This is a genomic window from Paenibacillus sp. H1-7 (genome assembly GCF_022354825.1).
GTDB lineage: Bacteria > Bacillota > Bacilli > Paenibacillales > NBRC-103111 > Paenibacillus_S.
On the sequence record NZ_CP031168.1, the window covers coordinates 7,900,017 to 7,922,405 of the forward strand.

The 22,389-nt window shown below is 53.7% G+C and carries 18 protein-coding genes and 1 pseudogene; 7 read left to right on the top strand and 12 right to left on the bottom strand.

From position 1 onward, the window contains the following. Positions 1-22: 22 nt before the first annotated feature. Positions 23-1,024, bottom strand: coding sequence for a cytochrome c oxidase subunit II (coxB, locus tag DVH26_RS34870; protein WP_239630181.1), 1,002 nt, complete (start codon positions 1,022-1,024; stop codon positions 23-25). 422 nt (positions 1,025-1,446) lie between these two features. On the opposite strand from coxB, the gene DVH26_RS34875 reads away from it, so the two are divergent. The 4 genes from DVH26_RS34875 (at position 1,447) to DVH26_RS34890 (ending at position 6,489) form a co-directional block, all read left to right on the top strand. Next, positions 1,447-2,136, top strand: coding sequence for a YhcN/YlaJ family sporulation lipoprotein (locus tag DVH26_RS34875; RefSeq protein ID WP_239630182.1), 690 nt, complete (start codon positions 1,447-1,449; stop codon positions 2,134-2,136). Positions 2,137-2,342: 206 nt separating this feature from the next. Next, positions 2,343-4,430, top strand: coding sequence for a DEAD/DEAH box helicase (locus tag DVH26_RS37185; RefSeq protein WP_345774026.1), 2,088 nt, complete (start codon positions 2,343-2,345; stop codon positions 4,428-4,430). Between the two features lie 167 nt (positions 4,431-4,597). After that, positions 4,598-5,188, top strand: a complete 591-nt coding sequence (locus DVH26_RS34885) for a guanylate kinase (protein WP_239630183.1) — start codon at positions 4,598-4,600, stop codon at positions 5,186-5,188. 134 nt (positions 5,189-5,322) lie between these two features. Beyond that, positions 5,323-6,489 carry a virulence factor gene (locus DVH26_RS34890; RefSeq protein WP_239630184.1) on the top strand — a complete coding sequence of 389 codons (1,167 nt, stop codon included), beginning with the start codon at positions 5,323-5,325 and terminating at the stop codon, positions 6,487-6,489. A gap of 18 nt (positions 6,490-6,507) precedes the next feature. Here the strand turns inward: DVH26_RS34890 and DVH26_RS34895 are convergent, their stop codons facing one another. Both DVH26_RS34895 and DVH26_RS34900 read right to left on the bottom strand, forming a co-directional pair. Beyond that, positions 6,508-7,434 carry an MBL fold metallo-hydrolase gene (locus DVH26_RS34895; protein WP_239630185.1) on the bottom strand — a complete coding sequence of 309 codons (927 nt, stop codon included), beginning with the start codon at positions 7,432-7,434 and terminating at the stop codon, positions 6,508-6,510. A gap of 127 nt (positions 7,435-7,561) precedes the next feature. Then, positions 7,562-8,557 carry an SGNH/GDSL hydrolase family protein gene (locus DVH26_RS34900; RefSeq protein ID WP_239630186.1) on the bottom strand — a complete coding sequence of 332 codons (996 nt, stop codon included), beginning with the start codon at positions 8,555-8,557 and terminating at the stop codon, positions 7,562-7,564. Positions 8,558-8,635: 78 nt separating this feature from the next. On the opposite strand from DVH26_RS34900, the gene DVH26_RS34905 reads away from it, so the two are divergent. Both DVH26_RS34905 and DVH26_RS34910 read left to right on the top strand, forming a co-directional pair. Beyond that, positions 8,636-9,289, top strand: a complete 654-nt coding sequence (locus tag DVH26_RS34905; protein ID WP_239630187.1) for a thiamine diphosphokinase — start codon at positions 8,636-8,638, stop codon at positions 9,287-9,289. Positions 9,290-9,411: 122 nt separating this feature from the next. After that, the gene (locus tag DVH26_RS34910) at positions 9,412-11,178 is read left to right on the top strand and encodes an ABC transporter ATP-binding protein (protein ID WP_239630188.1); all 1,767 of its coding nucleotides are present in this window, start codon (positions 9,412-9,414) and stop codon (positions 11,176-11,178) included. A gap of 445 nt (positions 11,179-11,623) precedes the next feature. Here the strand turns inward: DVH26_RS34910 and DVH26_RS34915 are convergent, their stop codons facing one another. The 6 genes from DVH26_RS34915 to DVH26_RS34940 form a co-directional block, all read right to left on the bottom strand. Beyond that, positions 11,624-12,403, bottom strand: a complete 780-nt coding sequence (locus tag DVH26_RS34915; RefSeq protein ID WP_239630189.1) for a DUF554 domain-containing protein — start codon at positions 12,401-12,403, stop codon at positions 11,624-11,626. A 327-nt stretch (positions 12,404-12,730) separates the two neighbouring features. After that, complete coding sequence (locus DVH26_RS34920; RefSeq protein WP_239630190.1) at positions 12,731-14,191, bottom strand: SulP family inorganic anion transporter; 1,461 nt, start codon at positions 14,189-14,191, stop codon at positions 12,731-12,733. Between the two features lie 219 nt (positions 14,192-14,410). Then, positions 14,411-15,361, bottom strand: a complete 951-nt coding sequence (gene corA, locus DVH26_RS34925; RefSeq protein WP_239630191.1) for a magnesium/cobalt transporter CorA — start codon at positions 15,359-15,361, stop codon at positions 14,411-14,413. A gap of 165 nt (positions 15,362-15,526) precedes the next feature. Continuing rightward, positions 15,527-16,189, bottom strand: a complete 663-nt coding sequence (gene rnhA / locus DVH26_RS34930; protein ID WP_239630192.1) for a ribonuclease H — start codon at positions 16,187-16,189, stop codon at positions 15,527-15,529. A 16-nt stretch (positions 16,190-16,205) separates the two neighbouring features. Beyond that, positions 16,206-17,972, bottom strand: a complete 1,767-nt coding sequence (recQ, locus tag DVH26_RS34935; protein WP_275590490.1) for a DNA helicase RecQ — start codon at positions 17,970-17,972, stop codon at positions 16,206-16,208. Between the two features lie 130 nt (positions 17,973-18,102). Next, complete coding sequence (locus DVH26_RS34940) at positions 18,103-18,936, bottom strand: glycosyltransferase family 2 protein (RefSeq protein ID WP_239630193.1); 834 nt, start codon at positions 18,934-18,936, stop codon at positions 18,103-18,105. A 272-nt stretch (positions 18,937-19,208) separates the two neighbouring features. Here DVH26_RS34940 and DVH26_RS37410 point away from each other — a divergent pair. Then, a pseudogene (locus DVH26_RS37410) lies at positions 19,209-19,283 on the top strand (hypothetical protein); the annotation flags it as partial. A 53-nt stretch (positions 19,284-19,336) separates the two neighbouring features. Here DVH26_RS37410 and DVH26_RS34945 read toward each other — a convergent pair. From DVH26_RS34945 to DVH26_RS34955, 3 genes are read right to left on the bottom strand one after another with little or no spacing between them, the layout of a single operon-like run. After that, entirely contained in the window at positions 19,337-20,503 is a 1,167-nt protein-coding gene (locus DVH26_RS34945) for an HlyD family secretion protein (protein WP_239630194.1), read from the bottom strand. A 27-nt stretch (positions 20,504-20,530) separates the two neighbouring features. Further along, the gene (locus tag DVH26_RS34950; protein ID WP_239630195.1) at positions 20,531-21,547 is read right to left on the bottom strand and encodes an ABC transporter permease; all 1,017 of its coding nucleotides are present in this window, start codon (positions 21,545-21,547) and stop codon (positions 20,531-20,533) included. Then, complete coding sequence (locus DVH26_RS34955; protein WP_239635593.1) at positions 21,544-22,296, bottom strand: ABC transporter ATP-binding protein; 753 nt, start codon at positions 22,294-22,296, stop codon at positions 21,544-21,546. Before DVH26_RS34955 ends, DVH26_RS34950 begins: the two co-directional genes overlap by 4 nt. Positions 22,297-22,389: the final 93 nt, after the last annotated feature.

Here is a 22,389-nt window from a genome sequence, read left to right on the forward strand (position 1 = left end):
CCTCCTTGTTCCAAGATGTTCATTACTTCAGTGCGTTCAAATATTTAATCAAATCGTTGATTTGATCATCTTTCAAAGGAACCTGCGGCATCTTGTTGCCCGGCTTCATCGCTTGCGGATCTTGGATCCATTTCTTCAAGCTTTCATTGTCGTGCGGCAAAATACCCGCTACCATTTCACGCGACGCAAATCCGTTCAAGTTCGGCCCGAAACCAAGACCTTGTGCGTTAACCGCGTGACAGGACAGACAGTTTTCTTTAAAGATTTGCTCACCGTTCTTAGCATCTGCCGGAATTGCTGCAGGCGCCTTCATTTTATCTACCCACTTGGAGAAATCCGCTTCGGATTTAGATATTACTTTAAAGTCCATCAACGCATGGGACGCACCGCACAACTCGGCACACTTACCCATAAACGTATCGGCTTCATCAGCCTCAAGGTAGAACACGTTAGTCATACCAACGTTCGTATCTTGTTTACCGCCCAGGGAAGGAACCCAGAACGAGTGGATTACGTCTGCAGACGTAATTTCAAACGCAATCTTTTTACCCGTAGGAATAACCAGATCTTGCGCTGTGGAAATACCCAGGCTTGGATATTCGAACTGCCACCAGAATTGGTGAGCGGTTACTTTTACATGAATTGCATCTTTGTTTTCAATGTGGTTCTCAGACAGCTTGACTGTATAGCTAACGGTAGGAACCGCCAAAATGAGCAGCAATACAATCGGAATAACTGTCCAGATAACCTCCAGTGTGTGGCTGCCTTCCACTTGCTTCGGAATAATATCTTTATCGCCTTTTTTCTTCCGGAAGCGAAACAGTACGTAAATGTAGATTGCAAATACAACCACGACAACCAAGACCATGATTCCCAAGCTCAGCTTCATCAAGAACAGCTGATCTCTGGCAACCGGACCTCTTGGCCTTAAGGCGGAAATCGTATCGTCTCCACACCCCGTCAGAAGCAACATCATCAACCCGAAAAGAGGGATGAAACGCCACAGATTTTGCCATCGATTCATCTTATCAATCCCACCTCTAAAGCTAATATTTTTCGAACAAAAGGTCACATATTGTCAATGAACCTAATCACCATATTAACTATAATTTCGTACCACTTTTTTGTCAATGAATCTAGAGAAGTTCACAAATTGTTCTTAATCCTGTGATTTTATTGACTTTTCCCTTTTGTCTCTCTTGTTTTATTTCCATAAATCAGCGCTTTTATGCATGAAATCACCTTTTGTCGAATACGCATATTTCTTGCGATTTAACGGATTCTATATATATAGAAGAAACACGTCATTAACGACGTCTTATGTCTTTTCAGTTTTCTCAATTGAACCCCAAACTTATGCTTCGTCCGGAATTTTTCTTCAAATCCCTTTCAGGGAGCTAGTCGGAAAGTCTAATGGTACCAATCAACAAGGAGGTCACGGCTATCATGGTCAAAATGAAAACTTCATGGGCGATCCTATGTACAAGCTCCATGCTGGTGCTTGGCGGATGCTTTCCTACGTACGATTACAACAGCGCCAATAACTACGGCAGTAAACGCGACGAGCCGAAGCAAGATACATCGAGAGCTTATCAAACGCAGCAGCAGTATGCGATCGTATCCCACAACCATTCGACGCTGGACATGAATCAGTTTTTGTCCGATCAGGTGGCGGCCATGGACGGGGTGAACAGCGCCATAGTCATGATGGCCGACAATACGGCTTATGTCGCGATAACAATTGATAAAACGGCCACAGGCACAAAAAGCGGTGCTGCAAGAAACGAAACGAACAATCAAGGTACGGTTCGCGGCTTGTACAGCCCTCATACGCCATTTACCGACTACAGAGATCCGAAGCAGCTGGCTACCGGAAGCAATTCTTACGACACGGTCATGAAGCACGAGCATATTAGTCACCTGTTCAAGCAAAAAATTGCCGAGAAAATCCGCTCGCTGCAGCCGACCGTGGTCGACGTATATATTTCCGCCAACCGCGTCTATATTAATGAAATGAACCGGTTCGCTCAGGAAGCGTGGAAAGGTCAGGATCTCAAGCAGTATTTGCCGCAGTTCGACGCCTTGTCGGAGCAGGTATTCGGTACTCAGCCGACCCACCCTACAAGCACCGAATAAATACCGTCCAAATGAACCCTGAGAATCGCTTCATATTATATATGAAGAAACTCGGGGTTTTTCTGATGGTTGTACTGTTGAAACGGTTAGGAAAAATCGGTGCTTTGTTTCTTTTTCCTCCCGCATCCTGTAGAATGCAGGTAACAGCCAGAAGCTGAAACGATACATAATGATGAATGAACTGGAAGATAAGGAGACAATCTATAATGAATTCGAATTTGTTTGCCGCATTAGGCGTGAGTGATGAATTAGCGGAAGCCTTGAACAAGCACGGCTATACGGAACCTACTCCCATCCAGCAGCAGGCCATCCCCGTTGTCATCGCCGGTGAGGACGTCATTGCACAGGCACAAACGGGAACAGGCAAAACGCTGGCTTTTGTCCTGCCGATTTTGGAGCGGATTGATGCCCGGAAAAATTATACGCAAGCTCTCATCGTAACTCCGACCCGTGAGCTGGCTATCCAGATTGCCGGAGAAGTACAGAAATGGGCGCCGATCAAAGGCATCCGCGTTCTTGCCGCTTACGGCGGACAAGATGTGGAACGGCAGCTGAAAAAGCTTGAGGGTACCGTACATATGATCATTGCTACACCCGGCCGTCTTCTGGATCATCTGCGCAGGGAAACGGTACAGCTGCAACGATTGTCCACTCTCGTTCTCGATGAAGCCGATCAAATGCTGCACATGGGCTTTCTTAATGAAGTCGAGGAAATCATTATCCAGACTTCGCCCAAAAGACAAACGCTGCTCTTCTCAGCGACGATGCCGGGCCCGATTCGGAATTTGGCCAAAAGCTACATGAGGAACCCTCAAGAAATCAAGGTGAAATCCAAGCAAGTGACCTTGACGGAAATCGAGCAGATTGCCGTAAAAACAACCGACCGCGGGAAGCAGGATGCGTTGTGCCGGCTGATCGACGAGTATCGGCCGTATCTCGCCATGATCTTTTGCCGGACCAAGCTTCGCGCCTCGAAGCTAAATGAAGCTTTGCAGGATCGCGGCTATGCGTCCGATGAGCTGCACGGCGACTTGACGCAGGCGAAGCGCGAGCAAGTAATGAAAAAATTCCGCGAGGCCAAAATTCAGCTGCTCGTAGCTACGGACATTGCCGCGCGCGGGCTCGACGTTGAAGGAATCACCCATGTGTTCAATTATGATATTCCGCATGATGTCGAAAGCTATATTCACCGGATCGGCCGGACGGGAAGAGCCGGGCAGCGCGGGATGGCCGTCACGATGGTCGCCCAGCGGGATCAAGGCACTCTGGAAGCAATCGAGAGAGGCATTCATGCGGAGCTGCCGCGGAGAACGTTCCGGGCAGACGGCGAGCTGAGCGTAGCGAGAACAAGCGGGCGGAGCAGCGCACGAGATGACGAGCGCAGCCGTGATCGCGAGGAACAAGGGCAACGGCAAGCGCGACGCGGAGAGCAGAGCGGTCGGCGTGGCGCCGGACGCGCGGACGTCAAGCAAGTGCGAGGACGTGGAACTGCAAACGCGACGCGGGAAGCCGGCGACTGGACTCAAGGGCGTGCTGAGCGCGATGGCGTCAAGCAAGTACGAGGACGCGGTGCTGCAAGCGCGACGCGGGAAGCCGGCGACTGGACTCAAGGGCGTGCTGAGCGCGATGGCGTCAAGCAAGTACGAGGACGCGGTGCTGCAAGCACGACCCGGGATGGCGGCGACTGGACGCAAAAGCGTGCAGGGCGTGTTGGTGCCAAGCAAGATCGCGGGCGCGGTGCGGCTGGCGCTGCTCGGGAAGGCGGCGACTGGACGCAAGAGCGTGCAGGACGGGATGGTGCCAAGCAAGTACGAGGACGCGGTGCGGCTGGCGCTGCTCGAGAGACCGGCGACTGGACTCCGGGGCGTGCGGGACGCGATGCTGCTAAGCCAGCGCGCGGGCGCAGTGCAGCCGGTTCGGCTCAGGAAGCCGGCGACTGGACTCCGGGGCGTGCGGGACGCGATACTGCCAAGCCAGCGCGCGGGCGCGGTGCGGCTGGCGCTGCTCAAGAGGCCGGCGACTGGACGCCGGTGCGTGCGGGACGCGATGCTGCTAAGCCAGCGCGCGGGCGCAGTGCAGCCGGCTCGGCTCAGGAAGCCGGCGACTGGACGCCGGGGCGTGCGGGACGCGATACTGCCAAGCCAGCGCGCGGGCGCAGTGCAGCCGGTCCAGGTCGAAGCGGCGGCGGACGCAGCGGTCAGTCGCAGCCTGGCAATCGCAGCGGACGGACGGACAACCGTGCCAAAGGCAACGGGCGCAACGATACCGGCGGGCGCGGGCGGCGCGGGCGATAACATTGCCCGTCCTCTGAATATGGACAAAACAGCTATTACACCACCTGCATGGAGAATCCGTCATAGCTTGCTAGAATCCGGATAACCCTTTACCTCCGCATGGAAAACATGTAAAATAAGGTATACGGTCAACGGCAAGGAACTTCCAAAACCAAGGAGGGGTTTCCATGTACGAACTACGAGACAAGGATTACATATTTGTTTTTACAGGACCTAACGGTGCCGGACGCAAGACAGTAGCCCAAATGTCAGGCGAGACACTTGGAATGAAACAAGTCATTTCGTACACGACTCGTCCTCCCCGCTCCGCTGAGTTTAACGGACAGGATTACCATTTCGTTAGCCGGGATACTTTTCTTGAGGCAGAGCGCAACAATGAATTTGTCGAAGTCATTGAAATCGACGGCAACCGTTACGGCGTGAAGGAGAAGGACGTCGCCCATATGCTGCAAAAGTACGGCGCGATCTACCTGGTCTTGAACCGCTTCGGCGCGGAGGCGTTGAAGAAGACTTACGGCAACAAAGCCGTTCGCATCTTTATTCACGCCGACCTGAAGACGATCGTTAAGCGGGAAGAAGACCGCGGTGATTCTCCGGAACTGATCCAACGCTATACTTCCCATTATGATGAGGAAATGGCTTATAAAGATCAGTGCGAGCACGTATTCGAGAATATCGATTTGGCGCACACCGTATTCGATTTAACCAAAACATTGGACGATCATTATTTGCACCGCAATTTGGTGGATAAAGACTAAGCTTTATTCAACTTATAATGAAGCCGGACTTTAATAGAAGCACAAAGAGACCGATCCTCAGCGAGCGCTGAGACGGTCTTTTTTTCACAGCCGCAGCCCATTTACAGCATACAGAAAGGTAAGGTGCCTCACCTATGCATATTGTATCCATCGAACCGACTCCAAGTCCCAACAGCATGAAAGTCAATCTGAGCGAACGGCTGCCGGAAGGCATCCGAACAACCTATACGAGCGCTCAGGCAGCGAAGGCTCCTGCATTCATCCGCGATATCCTCGGCATTGAAGGGGTAAAAAGCATTTATCACGCAGCTGATTTCATAGCGGTGGATCGTTCGCCCAAAGCCGATTGGCAGCCAATATTGCAAAAAATCGGCGAGCTTCTCGGAGGAACCCCTGCAGCCGGCCGTGAAGGCGCGGCGGCGGCGAGTACAGCCGAAGACGCAGTTCACTTCGGCGAAGTTCAGGTGCTGCTGCAGCACTTCCGCGGCATTCCGCTGCAGGTGCGTGTGCAAGCCGGAACCGAGCAGCAGCGGGCCGCCATGCCGGACCGGTTCAACGAAGCGGCCGTCAGAGCCGCAGCCGCCTCCCCTAACCTGATCAAAGAGCGTTCGCTCGAGGATTGGGGAATCCGTTACGGCGAGCTGAAAGAGGTGCTGGATGAGGTCGTACAGGAAGTCGACGCCACCTACGATGCAGCCCGGCTGGAGCAGCTCGTGCAGCAAGCGCAGCAGATGACCGGCTCCGTTCAGGGAGCCGCAGCCGTTCGCACGGCGGGACGCATCGTCTTGTCGCCGGATGAGCTTCACCAGCAGCTGGCCGACCCCGATTGGAAGAAGCGGTATGCGGCGCTGCAGCAGGTTAAGCCGTCAGCCGAAACGATGCCGCTGCTGATTACAGCGCTTCGCGATGAGCAATCATCGGTGCGTCGGCTGGCTTGCGTATACATCGGCGATTTGAAGGAAGAAGCCGATGTGCTCCCTTACCTGTTCGAAGCGATGCAGGACCCGTCGGCCTCTGTCCGTCGAACAGCGGGCGATACGTTATCCGATATCGGCGATCCGCAGGCTACATCGGCTATGGCAAAAGCACTCAAGGATACGAACAAGCTCGTACGTTGGCGCGCAGCCCGTTTCCTCTACGAGGTAGGGCTGGACGAAGCGCTGCCGGAGCTGCGCGCTGCCGAGAACGATCCGGAATTTGAAGTACGGATGCAGATCAAAATGGCGATTGAGCGGATCGAAGGCGGCCATGCCGCCGAAGGCTCCGTCTGGCAGCAAATGACGCGGCGCTCCCAGCAATAACCGGGAGCAAGCGCTCAGTCAGGTCAGCGTCTCGCCGTGCTGCAAAATGCGGAGCGCCTGCTCCGACAGCTGCCGCCGCGTCCATTCGGCGGTCAGCCGGTCCAGCGCCTCCTTCGGCGTATCGTCGGCGAGGCGGAACGCCCCGTAGTGCATGGGGATGAACACGTCCCCCCGCACGTCCAGGTATGCTTGCACCGCTTCCTCCGGCGTCACGTGCTGCGCGGACATGAACCATTCCGGCTCGTACGCGCCGATGGGCATCAAGGCATAGCGGATCGCGAACCGCTCGCCGATCCGCCGGAAGCCGGGGAAGTAGCCGCTATCCCCGGCAAAATAAACCGCCCCGCGCTCCTCTCCCTGCAGCGCGGGCTGAATAACCCAACCGCCCCAATGGGAGCGGTTGGTGTCAAGCAGCGTCCGGCGCGTCCAATGCTGCGCCGGGACAAAATGCAGCTCGAGTCCGCCGAGCTGCGCGTGCTCCCACCAGCTCAGCTCGGTCACGCGGGCGAAGCCTTTCGCCCGGAGCTTGCCGCTGAGCCCCGCGGGTACGAATAGCTGCGCTTGCCGGAAGGAGCGCAGCGTTCGCATGTCCATATGATCGTAATGACTGTGGGATAAGAGCACGGCATCAATCGGAGGCAGCTCCTCAAGGCGAAGGCCGGGAGCCGCCAGCCTTTTGGCAAAGCCCATCCGATCAGCCCAGACCGGGTCCGTCAGCAGGTTGATCCCGTTCATCTGAATCAGAAACGAGGAATGTCCGATCCATGTAATCGACGTCTCCGTCCGGTTACTGCGCAAAAAATCGATCCGTTTCGTTTCACAAGCCGGAACGGTGTACGATAAGTCCTTTATTTTTGCATTTCGTTCCTTCCTCCATTGGCGAAGCTGCTTGAAGCTTTTTAACGTCTTGACTCCGTCCATATTTTCGAACCTTTTATTGTCCATGCCGTCCCCCGCCTCCTTCCTTCCCTTACTAGACCAGTCACCTGTTCAGCTGGCTGTTCAGCGGTCCATCCATCAATCCATCAGCTATCCGTTCCACGATCCGGCCAGTACAAATCGCTCCCGACACTCAGACACGATCGGTCATAATGCGCTTGTACAGATTCATAGCAATATGCAGGAATCCTTCATCATTCGGGTGCAAATACGCATCGCCAAACAAAGAGGTCATATTCGGGATCAGCCGCTGACCGTCCACGAGCCTAGTATTAGGGTAAGCCGCACATACGTTTCGAATTGTATCGCTCAATGCTTCAAGCGAGCCCAACGGGCGGGACTGTATTTGATCCGCTCTCCAGAACGGCGTCAGAACATACATAGGAATATCAGAGTACAGCTTGTTCGCTTTGGCAAAAAAACGCGCGCACTGCTCCCGGAATGCTTCCATTGTCTGGTAACGCCCCCAGTCGTTAGTGCCGTAGGCGACCGTAATGAGATCCGGCTTGTAAGGCAGCTCTTCATCCAAGCTGTCGGCGTCGAACACATACCCTCCTACCCCATGATTGAGCAGGTTCATCTCCAACGCCCGGGACAAGAGCACCGGATAAGTCGAGGATGGCTTTCTCGCATCCATTCCTTGCGTAATCGAATCGCCGATACAGAGCAGATTGCGGTCATACGGCTTTGCGGCCTCGACCACCGCTCCTTCAGACAATGTCAAGGAACGCAGAGTCAAGTTAGCGATTTGCGGCAAGTAAACCGTCCATCTCCGATGCTTTACTGCGTCGTTCTGATGGCCGTATTCCAAAGTCAGCTTGCCTTCGTCCTCCTCAAGCGATGGCGCGCCTTGACTCGCGATCAGCACACCGTCGATAAACACATCAAAAACAATCCATTTGCGGGCCGCCTCTCCTACTGTGTAACCCAGTTCTACCGATGCGGTATCCGATACAAAATCAAGACAAATCCCGGCCGGGCAGCCGCTGCGGATTTGATAGTTTTTTTGCCGCGCATACAGCTCCATTTGACGTTCGGTGAACCGGTGCACTACGACGCCCTCTCCCGTTTGCTCCCATCGGATCGCGTTGCGAAACAGTTCTCCGTTCGACAGATCGATTGTACTCATTCAACCATTCCCCCAGGTTTCATTTGTGCTACAATAAATCTATTATACACACCATCAGGGAAGGAAAGGAAATGTACGATGGACGCTCCCCGCATTCTTATTTTTTCCGGCGGCAGCTTGGGGAAATGGTCTCTGGAAGCCATTAGCCCCGGAGATATTCTAGTAGGCGCCGATCGTGGGGCCTTGTTTTTGCTGCAGCACGGCTATATCCCCGACTTGGCGCTCGGCGATTTTGATTCGGTGACGGCCGAAGAAGTGAAGCAGATTGAGAAAGGAAGCCGCAGCTTCATTAGCTGCGACCCGGTGATGAAGGATTGGACCGATACGGAGATGGCCTTCAACTGGGCGTTGGAGAGGAAGCCCTCAGAGATCGTCATGCTCGGAGTACTGGGATCGAGATGGGATCATTCGCTCGCTAACCTACATCTGCTGCGCAAAGGCTTGGAGGCCGGCGTCCCGTGCCGGATTGTCGATGCGCACAATCAAATCACCCTGCTCGACTCGAGTTCGCCTCTGATGCTTGCGCGCAGCCGTTTCGCCAACGTATCGCTTCTGCCTTTAAGCCTGCAGGTGACGGGGATTACCCTCCAAGGCTTTCAATATCCGTTGAACGATGCTACCCTTACGCTAGGCCAATCCTTAGGGATCAGCAATGTGCTCCTTGAACCCCAAGGACGGATTGCGATAACGGACGGACTTTTGCTAGTGGTCCAGAGCAGCGATGCGGAGTAACATAGGTCCCTCATTTGAGGGGCTTTTTTTCATATGGAAAGTTTCCGTTTTATAAGCCCGAACCTTTTGTTAATATATGGTTATTGGTACATTCCAGTAATCGCTGTTAGGGAGGGAGCTTGTTGGAGCAATCAAAACAATCGATTTTAGGGTTATTGCGCGATCCCGTCTTTTTAATTTTTTTGAAATCGGTAAAAAAATACCGCTGGATCTACGTCGGCGCCATCGCCACTCAGGTGACCATGACCGTCATCTCTCTGTTGTTTGCAGAGACAGGACGCCGTTTGTTCGACTATGCCCCGAATGTGCCCGCACAAGCTTTGATCCTCTTATTATCCTCTTTCGTCGGCCTCACTGCAGCGCGTATCGGGCTTCAATTCGGGAACGAATGGCTGCGCTCGTATTTGAACGAATCCGTCGTATACGAAATGCGCAGGAACATACTGAACCACCTGCAGCGCCTGCCTCTCGGCTTTCACGAGCAGAACCACAGCTCCAGCTCCGTCAATGTGATGCATCACGAGCTCGAAATTGTAAAGAACTTTCTCGTTGCCGACATCCAAAAGCTAATCGCCCTCCCCATATCGTTTATTATCGTGGGCGTGTACTTGTTGACGGTCCATCCGCTCCTTGGGTTGATAGCGTTTTCCATCGGTCCGCTTCAACTGATAAGCAATTTTGTATTAAAGCAAAAATTCATGGAAGCGACTCGTCTGCAAAACGAAGTGACCCGCAATGTGTTTTTTCAAATCGGCGAGACGCTGCAAGGGATCCGGGAAGTGAAGGCCAATCAATTGGAGCGGCATATTGATGACAGGATGGCGGATATCGAGCGAAAAGGCGTTGAGTACAACGTGCTGCTGACGAAGGTACGGTCGATCCGCAGCATTTGTAAAGATGCTCCCGGACAAATCGGTTATGTTCTCGGCCTTGGTGTCGGTGCCGTTATGATGGCTTCCGGCCATATCGGGGCGGGTGGACTGGTTGCGTTCATTTCCCTGCTCGATAAGGTCGCTGAGCCGTTCACGACGGTAGTTGAGGTTATTAATAATTTACAGCGTTTCATTTCGGGGGCTAGCCGGCTTCATCATGTCATGGGTTTACCTGAGGAGGATTTAGAGACGGGAATCCCTCTAGCGAAAAAGGCTCCGGAGATCACTTTCGACTCCGTCGATTTCTCGTATCAAGAGGAGCATCCGACCTTGCGGCAAATCTCCTTCACGATACCCGCCGGAGCGACCGTCGCCTTGGTAGGGCCGAGCGGTGCCGGGAAGAGCACCCTGCTGAAGCTGTTGTACCGGTTCTACGAGCCCTGGCAAGGTGTCATCAAGATCGACGGCATTCCTTTGCAGCAGTACTCCTTGACTTCTCTGCGCGATTCGATGGCACTCGTGTCACAAGACATCTATTTATTCGACTCCACAGCGGCTGACAATATCTCGCTCGGAAGAGACGACATTCCGCGCGAACAGCTGGAACGGGCTGCCCGGCTGGCTCAAGCTCACGATTTTATTAGCAAAATGCCGGAAGGCTACGACACACGTTTGGGTGAGCGCGGCATCAAATTATCCCACGGACAAAAGCAGCGCATCTCGATAGCTAGAGCCATTCTCCGGAACGCTCCCATCCTCATACTGGACGAACCGACATCCGCTCTCGACGTAGAGACCGAGGAATCGTTCCAGCGCGATTTGGGCCAGTGGGCCGAGCATTGTACGAAAATCATCATCGCCCACCGATTGTCCACCATACGCCAGGCGGATCTTGTTGTTTTTCTGGAGGATGGCACGATTCGGGAAATAGGCTCCCCCTCCGAGCTGCTCCGCCAAAACGGAAGATTCCGCAGCTATTGGGAGAAGCAATCACCGTACGAGTTTCAAGTCCGTTAAAATAAAAAGCGGGACGGCATGTTATCACATGCTGCCCCGCTTTCTTGATATATCCGTCCCCGGCTGAAGCTCTTACGGACACTGGTTCCGTTATTACCACAAAAAGACCCAAAAACGTCAAGCGATCGGACCGTAGATCCGTTATTGTGGTATAATCCAAAGCTTTTACAGCAAAACAGCGCCAATAACGGACTCACGGTCCGATCGGTCCCTATTTTTGCAGGATTTCAAGCAAATAACGGATTTCCTGTCCGATCCACCGCCGTAGCGCGCAATCTGTTGCGCAGTCTGTTGGGCCGCCCTCTCTGCTGCTTCCTCAATCTCTTCCGAATTCCTTCTTCCATGGTTGGCGGGAATTTCTACGCTAGCATCCTATTATGCTCAGCTCCATATAGCTGCCGAACAGCGTCCGGTCCATCGTCATCCGAATCTTGGCCGTTCTCGCCTACCAAGCACTAATCCAATGAACCAAAGGAACTGCAATCGCAGCGATAAGCAGCGAAGGGAGCAAATTAGCCACGTTAATTTTGCGAAGCTCCAGCAGGTTGATGCCGATGCCCATAATCAAAATGCCGCCGACAGCGGTAATTTGCGTGATGATCTCGTTCAGCATGTCTTGCGCAAGCAAAGACGCGATTCCCGACGCCGCCAAGGCGATTGCCCCTTGATACAGGAATACGGCTACGGATGAGAACAGCACTCCGACCCCCATCGTCGAGGCAAAAATAATCGCGGTGAATCCGTCGAGCATCGCTTTCGTATACAAGATATCGTGCTGGCCGCGCAGCCCGCCGTCCAAGGCGCCAAGGATCGCCATAGCGCCGACGCAGTAAATCAATGTCGTGTTGACGAAGCCGAACGCGATCCGGCCTTGCTTCTTCTCTCCATTCGCTTCTCCGCTGTCTGTATGGGAACGGTTCGCCGCTGCCGACTTCCCTGCACCGGTCAACGCATTTACGGCCCGCTCCAGCTGCTGACCGAGCCGTTCCAGTCCTCGCTCCACCTGCAGCAGCTCGCCAAGAACGCCGCCCAATACCAAACTCGAAACGATCAGCAGAAAGTTGCTCGATTTCAATGTCATAGAAAAGCCGAGCGCAACCAACGCCATGCCGATCCCCTGCATCACCGTACTGCGAATACCTTGACTCATTCGTTGAAGCACAAGCCCCAGCAGCCCTCCGATAATAATGGCCGCCGCATTAACAATAGTTCCCCACAATGCCATGCCGTCTATGAACCTCTCATTCTGTCATGTCGCTTTCCGTATCATATCATACCTGCTCTACTAGCGTGCAGTAGTCAATTTTGCCAGCAAAGCTCGTACATCCCTCTTAGGGAGAGCCCCATCTGTATCAAAAATTTTCCGATACAAAAAGCCTGCCCGCGAGCATACAGCTCGGCAGGTCAGGCTTTTGCCAGGTTTACTTGTCACCGGTTCGATCCATCCGGCTCATCCGGTTCGTACTTGCTTTGCATGATCCGCTACCATGCCCTACAAAACAGAACCTGCCCGCTGTTCGTTCCCACTCCACCGTGGTTCCGCACTTGGCCCCTAAGAATGAGCAGACCCTCCGGCCGTTAGCCCAACCCGGTCGATCATTTGCCTACTCTCTTGATTTAGCCCCGTGAGCGTGACCTTTTTACCGAGAGCCGCGTATTTTTGCGTAGCTTTGGATATCGCCGTCACGGCGGAGTGATCCCACACATGCGAAGCGCTCAGATCGATAACGACGTGCTCGGGATCTTCCGCATACTCGAACTGCTCGACGAAATGGGTCATCGTCCCGAAAAACAGCTGTCCCGATATTTCGTACACCTTGTGTCCGTTCTCGTTCATGAAGGTGCGGCTGCGCAGCCGCGCCATTTTCCAGCCGAAGTTGAGCGCGCTCATAATGACACCGGAGACGACGCCGATCGCCAAGTCCGAGGTGGCTACGACGATAGCTACCGTCAGTACCATGACCACCGCGTCGCCGCGAGGGATTTTGCCGATGGTCCGGATCGAATTCCAGTCGAACGTCCCGATGGACACCATGAACATGACGCCGACCAAAGCAGCCATAGGAATCTGCTTCACGACATCACCCAGCACGAGGATGAGGAACAGCAAAAAGATTCCCGCTACGAACGTAGACAATCGCGTGCGCCCCCCGGACTTCACATTGATGACCGTCTGTCCGATCATCGCGCAGCCGGCCATGCCCCCAAAAAATCCCGTGATCACGTTGGCAATGCCTTGTCCGCGTATCTCGAGGTTTTTGTTGCTTTTCGTATCCGTCATTTCGTCGACTATCGTTGCCGTCAGCAGCGTCTCGGTCATTCCTACTACGGCCAGCGCCAGGGAATATGGAAACAAAGCAAGCAAGGTGCCCAGCGTTAACGGCACTTGCGGAAGGTGGAACACCGGAAGCGCCTGAGTGATGCTTCCCATATCACCTACCGTACGCAGATCGGCGCCCGTCAGCATGGCGATGATGGTCATGACAATGATCGCCACCAGCGCCGACGGCACCGCCGTAGTCAGCCTTGGAAGCAAATAGATGATCGCGAGCGTACCAGCCACCATCAAGTACATAACCCAAGTGGCGCCTGCAAAATTAGGAAGCTGCGCCATGAAAATAATAATGGCCAGCGCATTGACGAACCCGACGATAACCGATTGCGGTACAAAGGTGATGAACTTCCCTACTTTCAAAGAGCCTAAAACCCATTGAATAATTCCGGTCAACACCGTAGCGGCAAACAAATAATCCAGTCCGTACTTGACGATAATCGGCCCCATCAACGAAGCCATTGCTCCGGTTGCCGCCGAAATCATCCCCGGCCGGCCGCCGACAATCGAGATCGTCACGGCAATGGTAAAGGAAGCATATAAGCCTACCATCGGATCGACGCCCGCCATGATGGAAAAGGCGATCGCTTCGGGAATTAACGCGAAAGCAACCGTCAAGCCCGACAGCAAATCGTTGCGGACATTGCCAAAGAAGCCTTGTTTTACCCGTTCAAAAAACAAGAAAGATCCTCTCCTATTCGATTATATCTATAGTTGGCGCTCCACTCTCAGGATTGCCGGGGCCGATGTTCACTGCCCTAGATTATAAACGGTAGGAATGAATCTTTCACCTTCGCCAATGGCGCTATATCCCGATAAACCGTCTTTCTTGCCGGAAAATAGACGATTTTCGCCGGATTGCTCTTTTTTACACGGACGGGCCGGACTATATCTCTTGTTTTATTTAAACCAGCCTTTGTACAAAAACCAGGAGAACATCCCCGCCCCAATACCGGTCATAACAACCAGCACGACATAGTAACCCCACTTCCACTCCAGCTCGGGCATATAATGAAAGTTCATGCCGTAAAGGCCGGCGATGAAGGTTAACGGCATAAATATCGTGGTTATGACCGTCAAGGTTTTCATAATATTGTTCATGCGGTTGGAATTCAGCGAAATGTAGCTGTCCCGCAAATCGGCCGTAACCTCGCGGTTGGACTCGAGTATTTCCGACAGCTTGAGCAAATGATCGTGAATATCGGTGAAATAAAACAGATGCTCCTTGAGCCCTTCGATACGGTCCGAATTGATGACCCGGTACAGCAGCTCGCGCATCGGAAAAATCGTTCTGCGCAGCTTCAGCAGCTTCGCACGGATTTCGAACGTTTGGCTCATCAGCTTCTCGATCGCCTTACCGGTCGTATTGCCTTCGATGGCATTGAGCTCGTCCTCGATTTGATAGACGCACGGGAAATACTGGTCCACCAGCTTGTCCATAATGAGATACGCGCAATATAGATGATTGATCTCCCCCGGCTCCTTATGCTCCCTGATCCGGTTCCATGCTTCATCTATCTCTTTTTGCTGAGCAAAATGGAAGGTGACGACGAAGCGTCCGCTGAGAAACATATCGACCTCTTCAGCGCCTAACGTCTCTTCATTTAAGGCATGCAGCACGAAAAACTGCACATCGTCATAGTAATCGACCTTGGGACGCTGCAGCAGATGATAGCAGTCTTCAATGGCAAGAGGATGAAAGTGAAAGTAGCTCTCCAGCCATTTCGCCTCTTCCTCCGTCGGCCGGTCGAAATCAACCCAGTACCATGCAATCTCGGGACGATGCAGCTCGTTAACCGGGATATTTTCCAAAACTCGCCCTTCTTCGGTCACCGCCAGAACTCTAATCAAACGTACTCACCCTCTATCCAGTTTCCTCGTCCGTCCCGCCGGAACGTGTCCTTGCCGCTCCTGCCTAATTACCATCATTACCCGTTTGGCCGAATTCAGACGAACAAGGCCGCAAAGGAAAAAAGGTACTCCAACTTAAACCGTTGAAATACCTCTAAGCTTCCGTTACTTCCGTCCGTAATCGGCTTTAATCTCGCCCCAAGCCTTCGTGTCCCATTTTAAAATTTTGTTGCTGTACGTATGGCTCCGCAGCCAGGACAAGGCGCGGTCCACCAGCGTCCATATTTCCTCTGTCGAGGCGTCGCGGGGCAAATTGGTGGCAACCTCTTTCTTGCGCACCCAGCTGATCGCCGTAACCGAGTCGCTGTATATCGTCATGGAGCTTCCTTGCTTGTTCAAGTAGGCGAGTGCATGGACGATAGCCAAAAATTCCCCAAGATTGTTCGTCCCCTTGGCAATCGGCGGATGCTGAAAGACGACCTCGCCGGTGCGCGTGTTGACGCCCTTGTACTCAACAATGCCCGGATTGCCTCGGCTGCCTACGTCCACGGACAAGCTGTCGAGGTCGGCCTGTGGAGGCGTGCCGCTGGAGGCAGCCGTCTTGCTGCGGCTTGCCGATGCCGTACCAGCCGTACTTCCCTTTGCGTTGGCCGCAACGAACGACGCTTTCCAGCCGCGGGCCATCGCCGCCTTCGCCTCGGACTCGCTCTCATAGGCCTTGAAGCGCGCCTGCGGGTAGCCGTTCGTCTGCGCCTGGCATTCCGCCCACGTATTGTAAATGCCGGGAACCTTTCCTTCCCATACCACGTAATATTTTTGCTTCGCCACTATTAGCTAGCTCCTCTTACTCGTTCATATTTTTGAAAAATTCGATAAAATACGCTCCGTATTTGAAAAACTTCGCTTCGCCCACGCCCTTGATCTTCAGCATCGCCGCCGGATTGGTCGGCTTCACGCCGCACATTTCCCGCAAGGTGCTGTCCGGAAATACGATGTAAGGCGGAATGCCCTCCCGCTTCGCAATTTCCATGCGCAGGGTGCGCAGCTGATCGAACAAATCCGACTCGACGTCGCGTGCAACCGGAGCGGTTCGGATGCGCATTCTCTGAATGACCCGCTCCTCGCCGGACAGCACGGTCTGAGCCTTCGGCGCCAGCCGCAGCACAGGGTACTTGCCTTCGGTAATGATCAGGTAGCCTTCGGCCACGAGCAGCTGAATCAGGTCGACGATCTCCTTCTCGGTACGGTCCTTCAGCAGACCGTACGTCGTCAGCTCGTGGAAGCCCATCTCGATCACTTTTTTATTGCGCGAGCCTTTCAGCACCGAGGCGACGGTCGTTGCGCCGAACCGTTCCCGCATCCGGCGGACGCAGGAGAAAATCTTTTGCGCCTCAACCGTAATGTCGGTCAGCTCCCGCTCCGTACTGCAGCTGCTGCAGCGGCCGCAGTCCTCGCAATCGTCGCCGAAATAGCGCACGATATAGCGCTGCAAGCATTGCGACGTATGGCAGTAGTCGGCCATCTGCTGCAGCCGGCGGTATTCCTGCTGCTGTCGTCCGGGATCGCCGATCGACTGCTCGATCAAGAACTTTTGGATATGAATGTCCTGCGGGCTGAACAGCAGCATGCATTCGCTCGGCTCGCCGTCCCGGCCCGCACGGCCGGCTTCTTGATAGTATGCCTCCATATTTTTCGGCATATTGTAGTGAATCACGTAACGAACGTTCGACTTGTCGATGCCCATACCGAACGCGTTGCTCGCCACGATGACGCGCACTTCATCGTACAGGAACTGCTCCTGCGCCTCGGCGCGCTCCCTGTCGGTCATGCCGGCATGGTACTTGCCGACCGGCACCCTTTGCTTGCGCAGCAGCTCGTACAGGTTGTCCACTTCCTTGCGCGTGGCGGCGTACACTATGCCGACCTCGTCGCTGTGCTCGCGGATGTAATCGAGCAGCACATCGCGTTTGTTCTCGCCTTTGATGACGGAGAAGGCGAGATTCTCCCTCGCGAAGCCGGTGACGTGCAGCTCCGGCTCTTGCAGCTGCAGGTGCCTGACGATGTCGTCGCGCACCTGATCGGTCGCTGTAGCCGTAAAGGCGGCTACGATGGGCCTCTGCGGCAGGCGGTCGATCAGCCTGCTGATGGCGAGATAGCTGGGGCGGAAGTCATGCCCCCACTGCGAGACGCAGTGGGCTTCGTCCACCGCCACCATCGGCACCTCCAGCTCCGTCATCAGCTCGATGAATCGTTCCGATTCCAGCCGTTCCGGAGCTACGTAGAGCATCTTGTATTCGCCGCGGCTCGCCTTGCGAATTCTCAGCTCCACCTGCGCATAGGTCAGCGAGCTGTTAATATAGGCGGCTGATATGCCGATGCTGTCGAGCCCGTCAACCTGATCCTTCATTAACGAGATTAACGGCGAAATGACAATCGTCGTCCCCTGCATCAGCATCGCCGGAACCTGATAGCAGATCGACTTCCCGCCGCCGGTAGGCATGATGCCGAGCGTATCCTTTTTATCCAATACGCTGCGGATCACCTTCTTCTGCCCGTCCCGAAACGTCGTATAGCCGTAATATGATTTGAGCACCCTTTCGGCCCGCTCCATGATGCCTGCCAAAGCTTGCTCCTCCCCTTTCTATATCAGCCTGTCACCTTGCGTTAGACAGGTAGTCCCATAATTCCTCATAGCCCCATGCTCGTTCGAGACGGTGCTCTCTCTTGATTGTTCTGCATGCTTATTGATCTAAGCGGTCCGCTCCTCCAGCCACCCTCCGCGAGACAATCGGCTCGCCGTCCCACAGCACTTCCGTCTCGGCCCGACGCTCCCGCACCTCCGGCTCTTCCAGCAGCAGGAAGAAATTTTTGGTAGGCAAATACCCTAACCCATGCTTGGCGGACAACCGGTCCAAATATGGGCGCATATCCTCGTGCATTCCGGACATATTGCTGCCGTTCTGCGAAAAAGCGTACAAAGCGCTGGCTACCGGCACCCGTTTGACCACCGCATGGTCGGATGCCCTCAGAAACCAATCCCAGTCCCAATAATGATACATATCCTCATCGAACAGCCCTATCCGCTCATGCAGGTCCTTGCGGTACAGGCAGCCGGAAGAAACGAAGGTCGAAAATTTCCGCATTGCCGCTGCATCGTGCTCGTAAGCAAACACAAACCGTTTGGTCGCCCTGCGGGTCGTGCCTTCCAGATCGTAATCGAATATTTCGACGTCGGAGTACACCATATCCGCATCGCCGATCTCTTGAAGCATCCGCTCGACGTGGGTCGGCAGAAGAAGATCGTCATCGTCGCACAGCAAGACGAACTCCCCCCGCGCATACGAAAGACCGCGGTTTCGGGCCCGCACATGCCCTCCGTTCGTCTCCATATCCACGATCGTTATATCCAGCTCGGGGTACAGCTCCTTCATGCTGTCGACCGATTCTCCCGCGTCGTTAACAATAATCAGCTGCAGCCGCCGGTACGTTTGTCTCCACAGTGATTCCAGCAGCTCGCTCAGGCTGTCCAGTCTGTTATATGTCGGAATAATAACCGATACTAACGGAAGCTCCATTGTTCGGTTCCCCTCTCTCATTTTCCTTTTATAGCGACGCGTTCTGCCATTTTCAATCTGCTATTGTCAAGATACCAAAAAAACGGCCAAAGGGAAACCGCCTCGAGTACCTTTTCTGTCGTTTCTGCCTTTGGAAGCATATGGGGCGGGGTATAGAGTGGCCTGAAAAAAAAACAAACGCCTCCCCCGCAGCTTCCCTGCGGAAAAGACGTTGCCGAGCTGGTCTTCGCGTAGCGCCGTATAGCCGGTTCCGGTTTAAGCAGATGAACGGCATGTCACCGCAGCAGTACATCGTCAAGCTGAAATTGGAGAAGGCCCGAACGATGCTGCTCGAAAGCACCCGCTCCGTGACGCGGATCGCCGAACAGCCCGGCTACCCGTCGATTCATTGCTTTTCTAATCAATTCGGGATGGTGGGAATCTCTACCGAGGCCTCCATCCCGGGCTTCAAGCTCAACTTAGCGCCTTTTAGAGCAATCTTCACTTTCGTAGCCACATGGTCGTCGTTGGCCGACTGCTGATCCTTCGGCGTATACTCATGCTTCAAAGCAATATATTGGACTCGGCCCGCCAATACCTCATTGCCGACCTTCACATTCACGGTTTGATTATAGTTGACCCGGTCGAGATAGGCATCCGGCACATAGCATACCGCATACAAATCATTGGCAACGGCGATGTCCGCCAGGTTGCTGCCGGCGTTAACCACATCCCCCAGCTCGAAATGCTTGCTGATGATGATCCCGTCCTCCAGGGCTACAATCCGGTAATTGTCCAGCTGGCTCTTGGCCTGGTTGAGCTGCGCTGCGGCTTGATCGAAATCGGCTTGTGCCGCCGCCACGGCCTGCTTGGTGCTGCCCGCCTTAAGCAAAGCCAGCTGCGCATCGGCCGCTTCATAATTCGCCCGGGCCGCCGAAATCTCTTCGGCCGTCGCGCCGTTCTTCAGCAGGGCCAGCTGCTGCTTGCTCGCTTCCAGCTGGTGCTTCGCCGCAGCCTGCTGTTTAGCGGCGGTATCCGTTTTGTACTTGGCATTGTCCAGCTCGTCCTTGGACAGCTGCCCCAGGTCGTACAAATTCGCCGCCTTGTTTTGCTGTATTCGCAAATAGTCGAGCGTAATTCCGGCATTGCTTAGCGCCTCTTCCGCCATAAGCACCTGGCTCTGCGCTTGCTCGATCTGCTCTGGCCGGCTACCGGAAAGCAGCAGGTCCAGCTTCGCCTTGGCGGCTTCAGCCTGAGCTTCCGCCTGTCTTATTTGCTCGGGCCGGGAACCGGCTTCGACCTCTTCGAGCCGCGCTTTCTTCGCTTGAACAACCGCCTGCCATTGATCTACGACATACGTTGGATTCGCGTTATCGATCACGGCAAGCACCTCGCCTTTGTTCACCGGTTCTCCCTGCTGCTTGTTCAGCCTTATAATTTTACCGGACACCGTGCTGACCGCGGAAATTTGGTTGTATTCAATCGTTGCCTTCACCGTGACAGGCGAGCTGCCGGATTTAAGGGAGCAGCCCGTCATCATTCCCGTTATTAGAACTGCGACTGCGGCGGCGAATCCCAGCTTAACCATTCTTCCCTCTCCCCCTTCGCCAATGAACTAGATGCTGCGATATTTTTTAAGCACAAGCGTGTTTGCAATGATAAAGACCAGACAAATGGCAGCCAAAACGAATACATCGAAAGCAATATCCTCCCACCCTTTGCCGCGGATCATCACATTCCGGAGCGCATCGGCGGCATACTTCAGCGGCATGAACTTTCCGAACGCCTGAAGCCAGGGCGCCATCGTACTAATATCAAACAAGCCGGAGAAAAACACTTGCGGTACCAAAACAACCGGAATAAATTGAATCATTTGCAGCTCATTGTTGGCGAACGCCGAGATGAAAGTGCCTATCGTCAATGCCACCATGGCCGTCAAAATCGTAATAAGCAGCACGAGAAAAAAGGACCCGACCATCATGACTTTCAGCACGTGTATAGAATATAAAGCGATCAAGGTCGCTTGAATCATCGTAAAAGCACCGTATCCCAGCACATATCCCGTTACAATCTCCCACCTTCTGAGAGGAGTGGCCAGAAGCCTCTCCAGCGTTCCGGAGGTGCGTTCGCCGAGAAAGGATACGCCTGCAATCAAAAATACGAAGAAAAATACGAAAAACCCGATAAGTATCGGTCCGAAATTATCGAACGATACCATGTCCTTATAACCGTATATGTACGTTGTTTCTATCGGAGGCGCTGAACGCGACGGCTGGACCGTTTGCTGTACGAGCGCCAGGACGGCCTTATTTTTACTCGGATCACTGCCCTCCAGATCAATATGAGGAACCCCGCTTTGAAAATCGATCGTTGCATCGACTTTCGATTGTTTCAGCGCTTCATAGGCCGCACTCTCGTCATATCGGATGACAACGGCATCTTTATCCTCCAGAGCTTGAATAAATCCCATCGGAGCATTGATTACGCCGATCCTCGGGTGATAGTCCCCTCCGCCAAAAATCAGCGACATGAAGGTCAGCACGAGCATCGGAGCCAATACCATCATGGCCATCGTCCGCTTATCGTGGCGAAGCTGCTGCAGGATCCGGATCATTACGGCTCTAATTCTCATTTGGCTGCCCCTCCGTAATACAGGAACGCCTCTTCAATCGTCCGGGACGAAGTCGCTTGCTTCAGCTCCTCCGGCGATCCGGAAGCAATCAGCATGCCTTCCCGAATCATACCGAGATAATCGCACTTTTCCACCTCATCCATAACATGCGTTGTTACGATGATAGTGGTTCCTCCTGCCTTCAATTGATTTAGCTCATGCCAAATCGATTTTCGCAGCACGGGGTCTATTCCTACCGTCGGTTCGTCCAGAATCAGGATCGGCGGTTCATGAATGAGTGCTATCGCGAGCGACAATCTTCTTTTCATTCCTCCCGAGTACTGCTTGACTTGCTTCTTCAAATGCTCCGTCAGCTGGACAAGCTCCATGACCTCGTGCATTCTTTGCTTCTGCTTCGATTTGTTCATGCCGTACATAGAAGAGAAAAAGATTATATTTTCCGCCGCCGTCAGGTCGCCATACAGCGCATCGGACTGAGCCATATAGCCGAGCTTATGCATCATCGCCAGCTTAGGCATTTTTTGACCGAGGACATACACTTCTCCTTGAGTTGCGGTGTCAATTCCGGCAATCATTTTCACCAATGTCGACTTCCCGGAGCCGGAAGGACCTAGCAGGCCCAAAATTTGTCCGTAAGGAACCTGAAGGCTGATATTATTCAAAACTTGCTTCTTCCCAAACCGTTTATAAACTTGATCTACCTGAATACACGGATGCTGACCGGCAATTTCAGACTTGGCCCCGGTCATAGAGCATACACTCGCTTGCATGCAGAACTACCCGCCATCCTTCGATACAGGTACATGTAAAGTTCATCTCCTCTCCTCTTTAGATTAAAATGC

What these genes read in the sequence shown, in the direction of transcription:
- DVH26_RS34875 (WP_239630182.1), top strand. Translation starts at nt 1,447, where the DNA reads ATGGTCAAAATGAAAACTTCATGGGCGATCCTATGTACAAGCTCCATG.
- DVH26_RS37185 (WP_345774026.1), top strand. Translation starts at nt 2,343, where the DNA reads ATGAATTCGAATTTGTTTGCCGCATTAGGCGTGAGTGATGAATTAGCG.
- DVH26_RS34955 (WP_239635593.1), bottom strand. Translation starts at nt 22,296, where the DNA reads ATGACCGGGGCCAAGTCTGAAATTGCCGGTCAGCATCCGTGTATTCAG.
- DVH26_RS34900 (WP_239630186.1), bottom strand. Translation starts at nt 8,557, where the DNA reads ATGAGTACAATCGATCTGTCGAACGGAGAACTGTTTCGCAACGCGATC.
- DVH26_RS34905 (WP_239630187.1), top strand. Translation starts at nt 8,636, where the DNA reads ATGGACGCTCCCCGCATTCTTATTTTTTCCGGCGGCAGCTTGGGGAAA.
- DVH26_RS34950 (WP_239630195.1), bottom strand. Translation starts at nt 21,547, where the DNA reads ATGAGAATTAGAGCCGTAATGATCCGGATCCTGCAGCAGCTTCGCCAC.
- DVH26_RS34940 (WP_239630193.1), bottom strand. Translation starts at nt 18,936, where the DNA reads ATGGAGCTTCCGTTAGTATCGGTTATTATTCCGACATATAACAGACTG.
- DVH26_RS34885 (WP_239630183.1), top strand. Translation starts at nt 4,598, where the DNA reads ATGTACGAACTACGAGACAAGGATTACATATTTGTTTTTACAGGACCT.
- DVH26_RS34890 (WP_239630184.1), top strand. Translation starts at nt 5,323, where the DNA reads ATGCATATTGTATCCATCGAACCGACTCCAAGTCCCAACAGCATGAAA.
- coxB (WP_239630181.1), bottom strand. Translation starts at nt 1,024, where the DNA reads ATGAATCGATGGCAAAATCTGTGGCGTTTCATCCCTCTTTTCGGGTTG.
- DVH26_RS34945 (WP_239630194.1), bottom strand. Translation starts at nt 20,503, where the DNA reads ATGGTTAAGCTGGGATTCGCCGCCGCAGTCGCAGTTCTAATAACGGGA.
- recQ (WP_275590490.1), bottom strand. Translation starts at nt 17,972, where the DNA reads ATGGAGCGGGCCGAAAGGGTGCTCAAATCATATTACGGCTATACGACG.
- DVH26_RS34895 (WP_239630185.1), bottom strand. Translation starts at nt 7,434, where the DNA reads ATGGACAATAAAAGGTTCGAAAATATGGACGGAGTCAAGACGTTAAAA.
- DVH26_RS34915 (WP_239630189.1), bottom strand. Translation starts at nt 12,403, where the DNA reads ATGGCATTGTGGGGAACTATTGTTAATGCGGCGGCCATTATTATCGGA.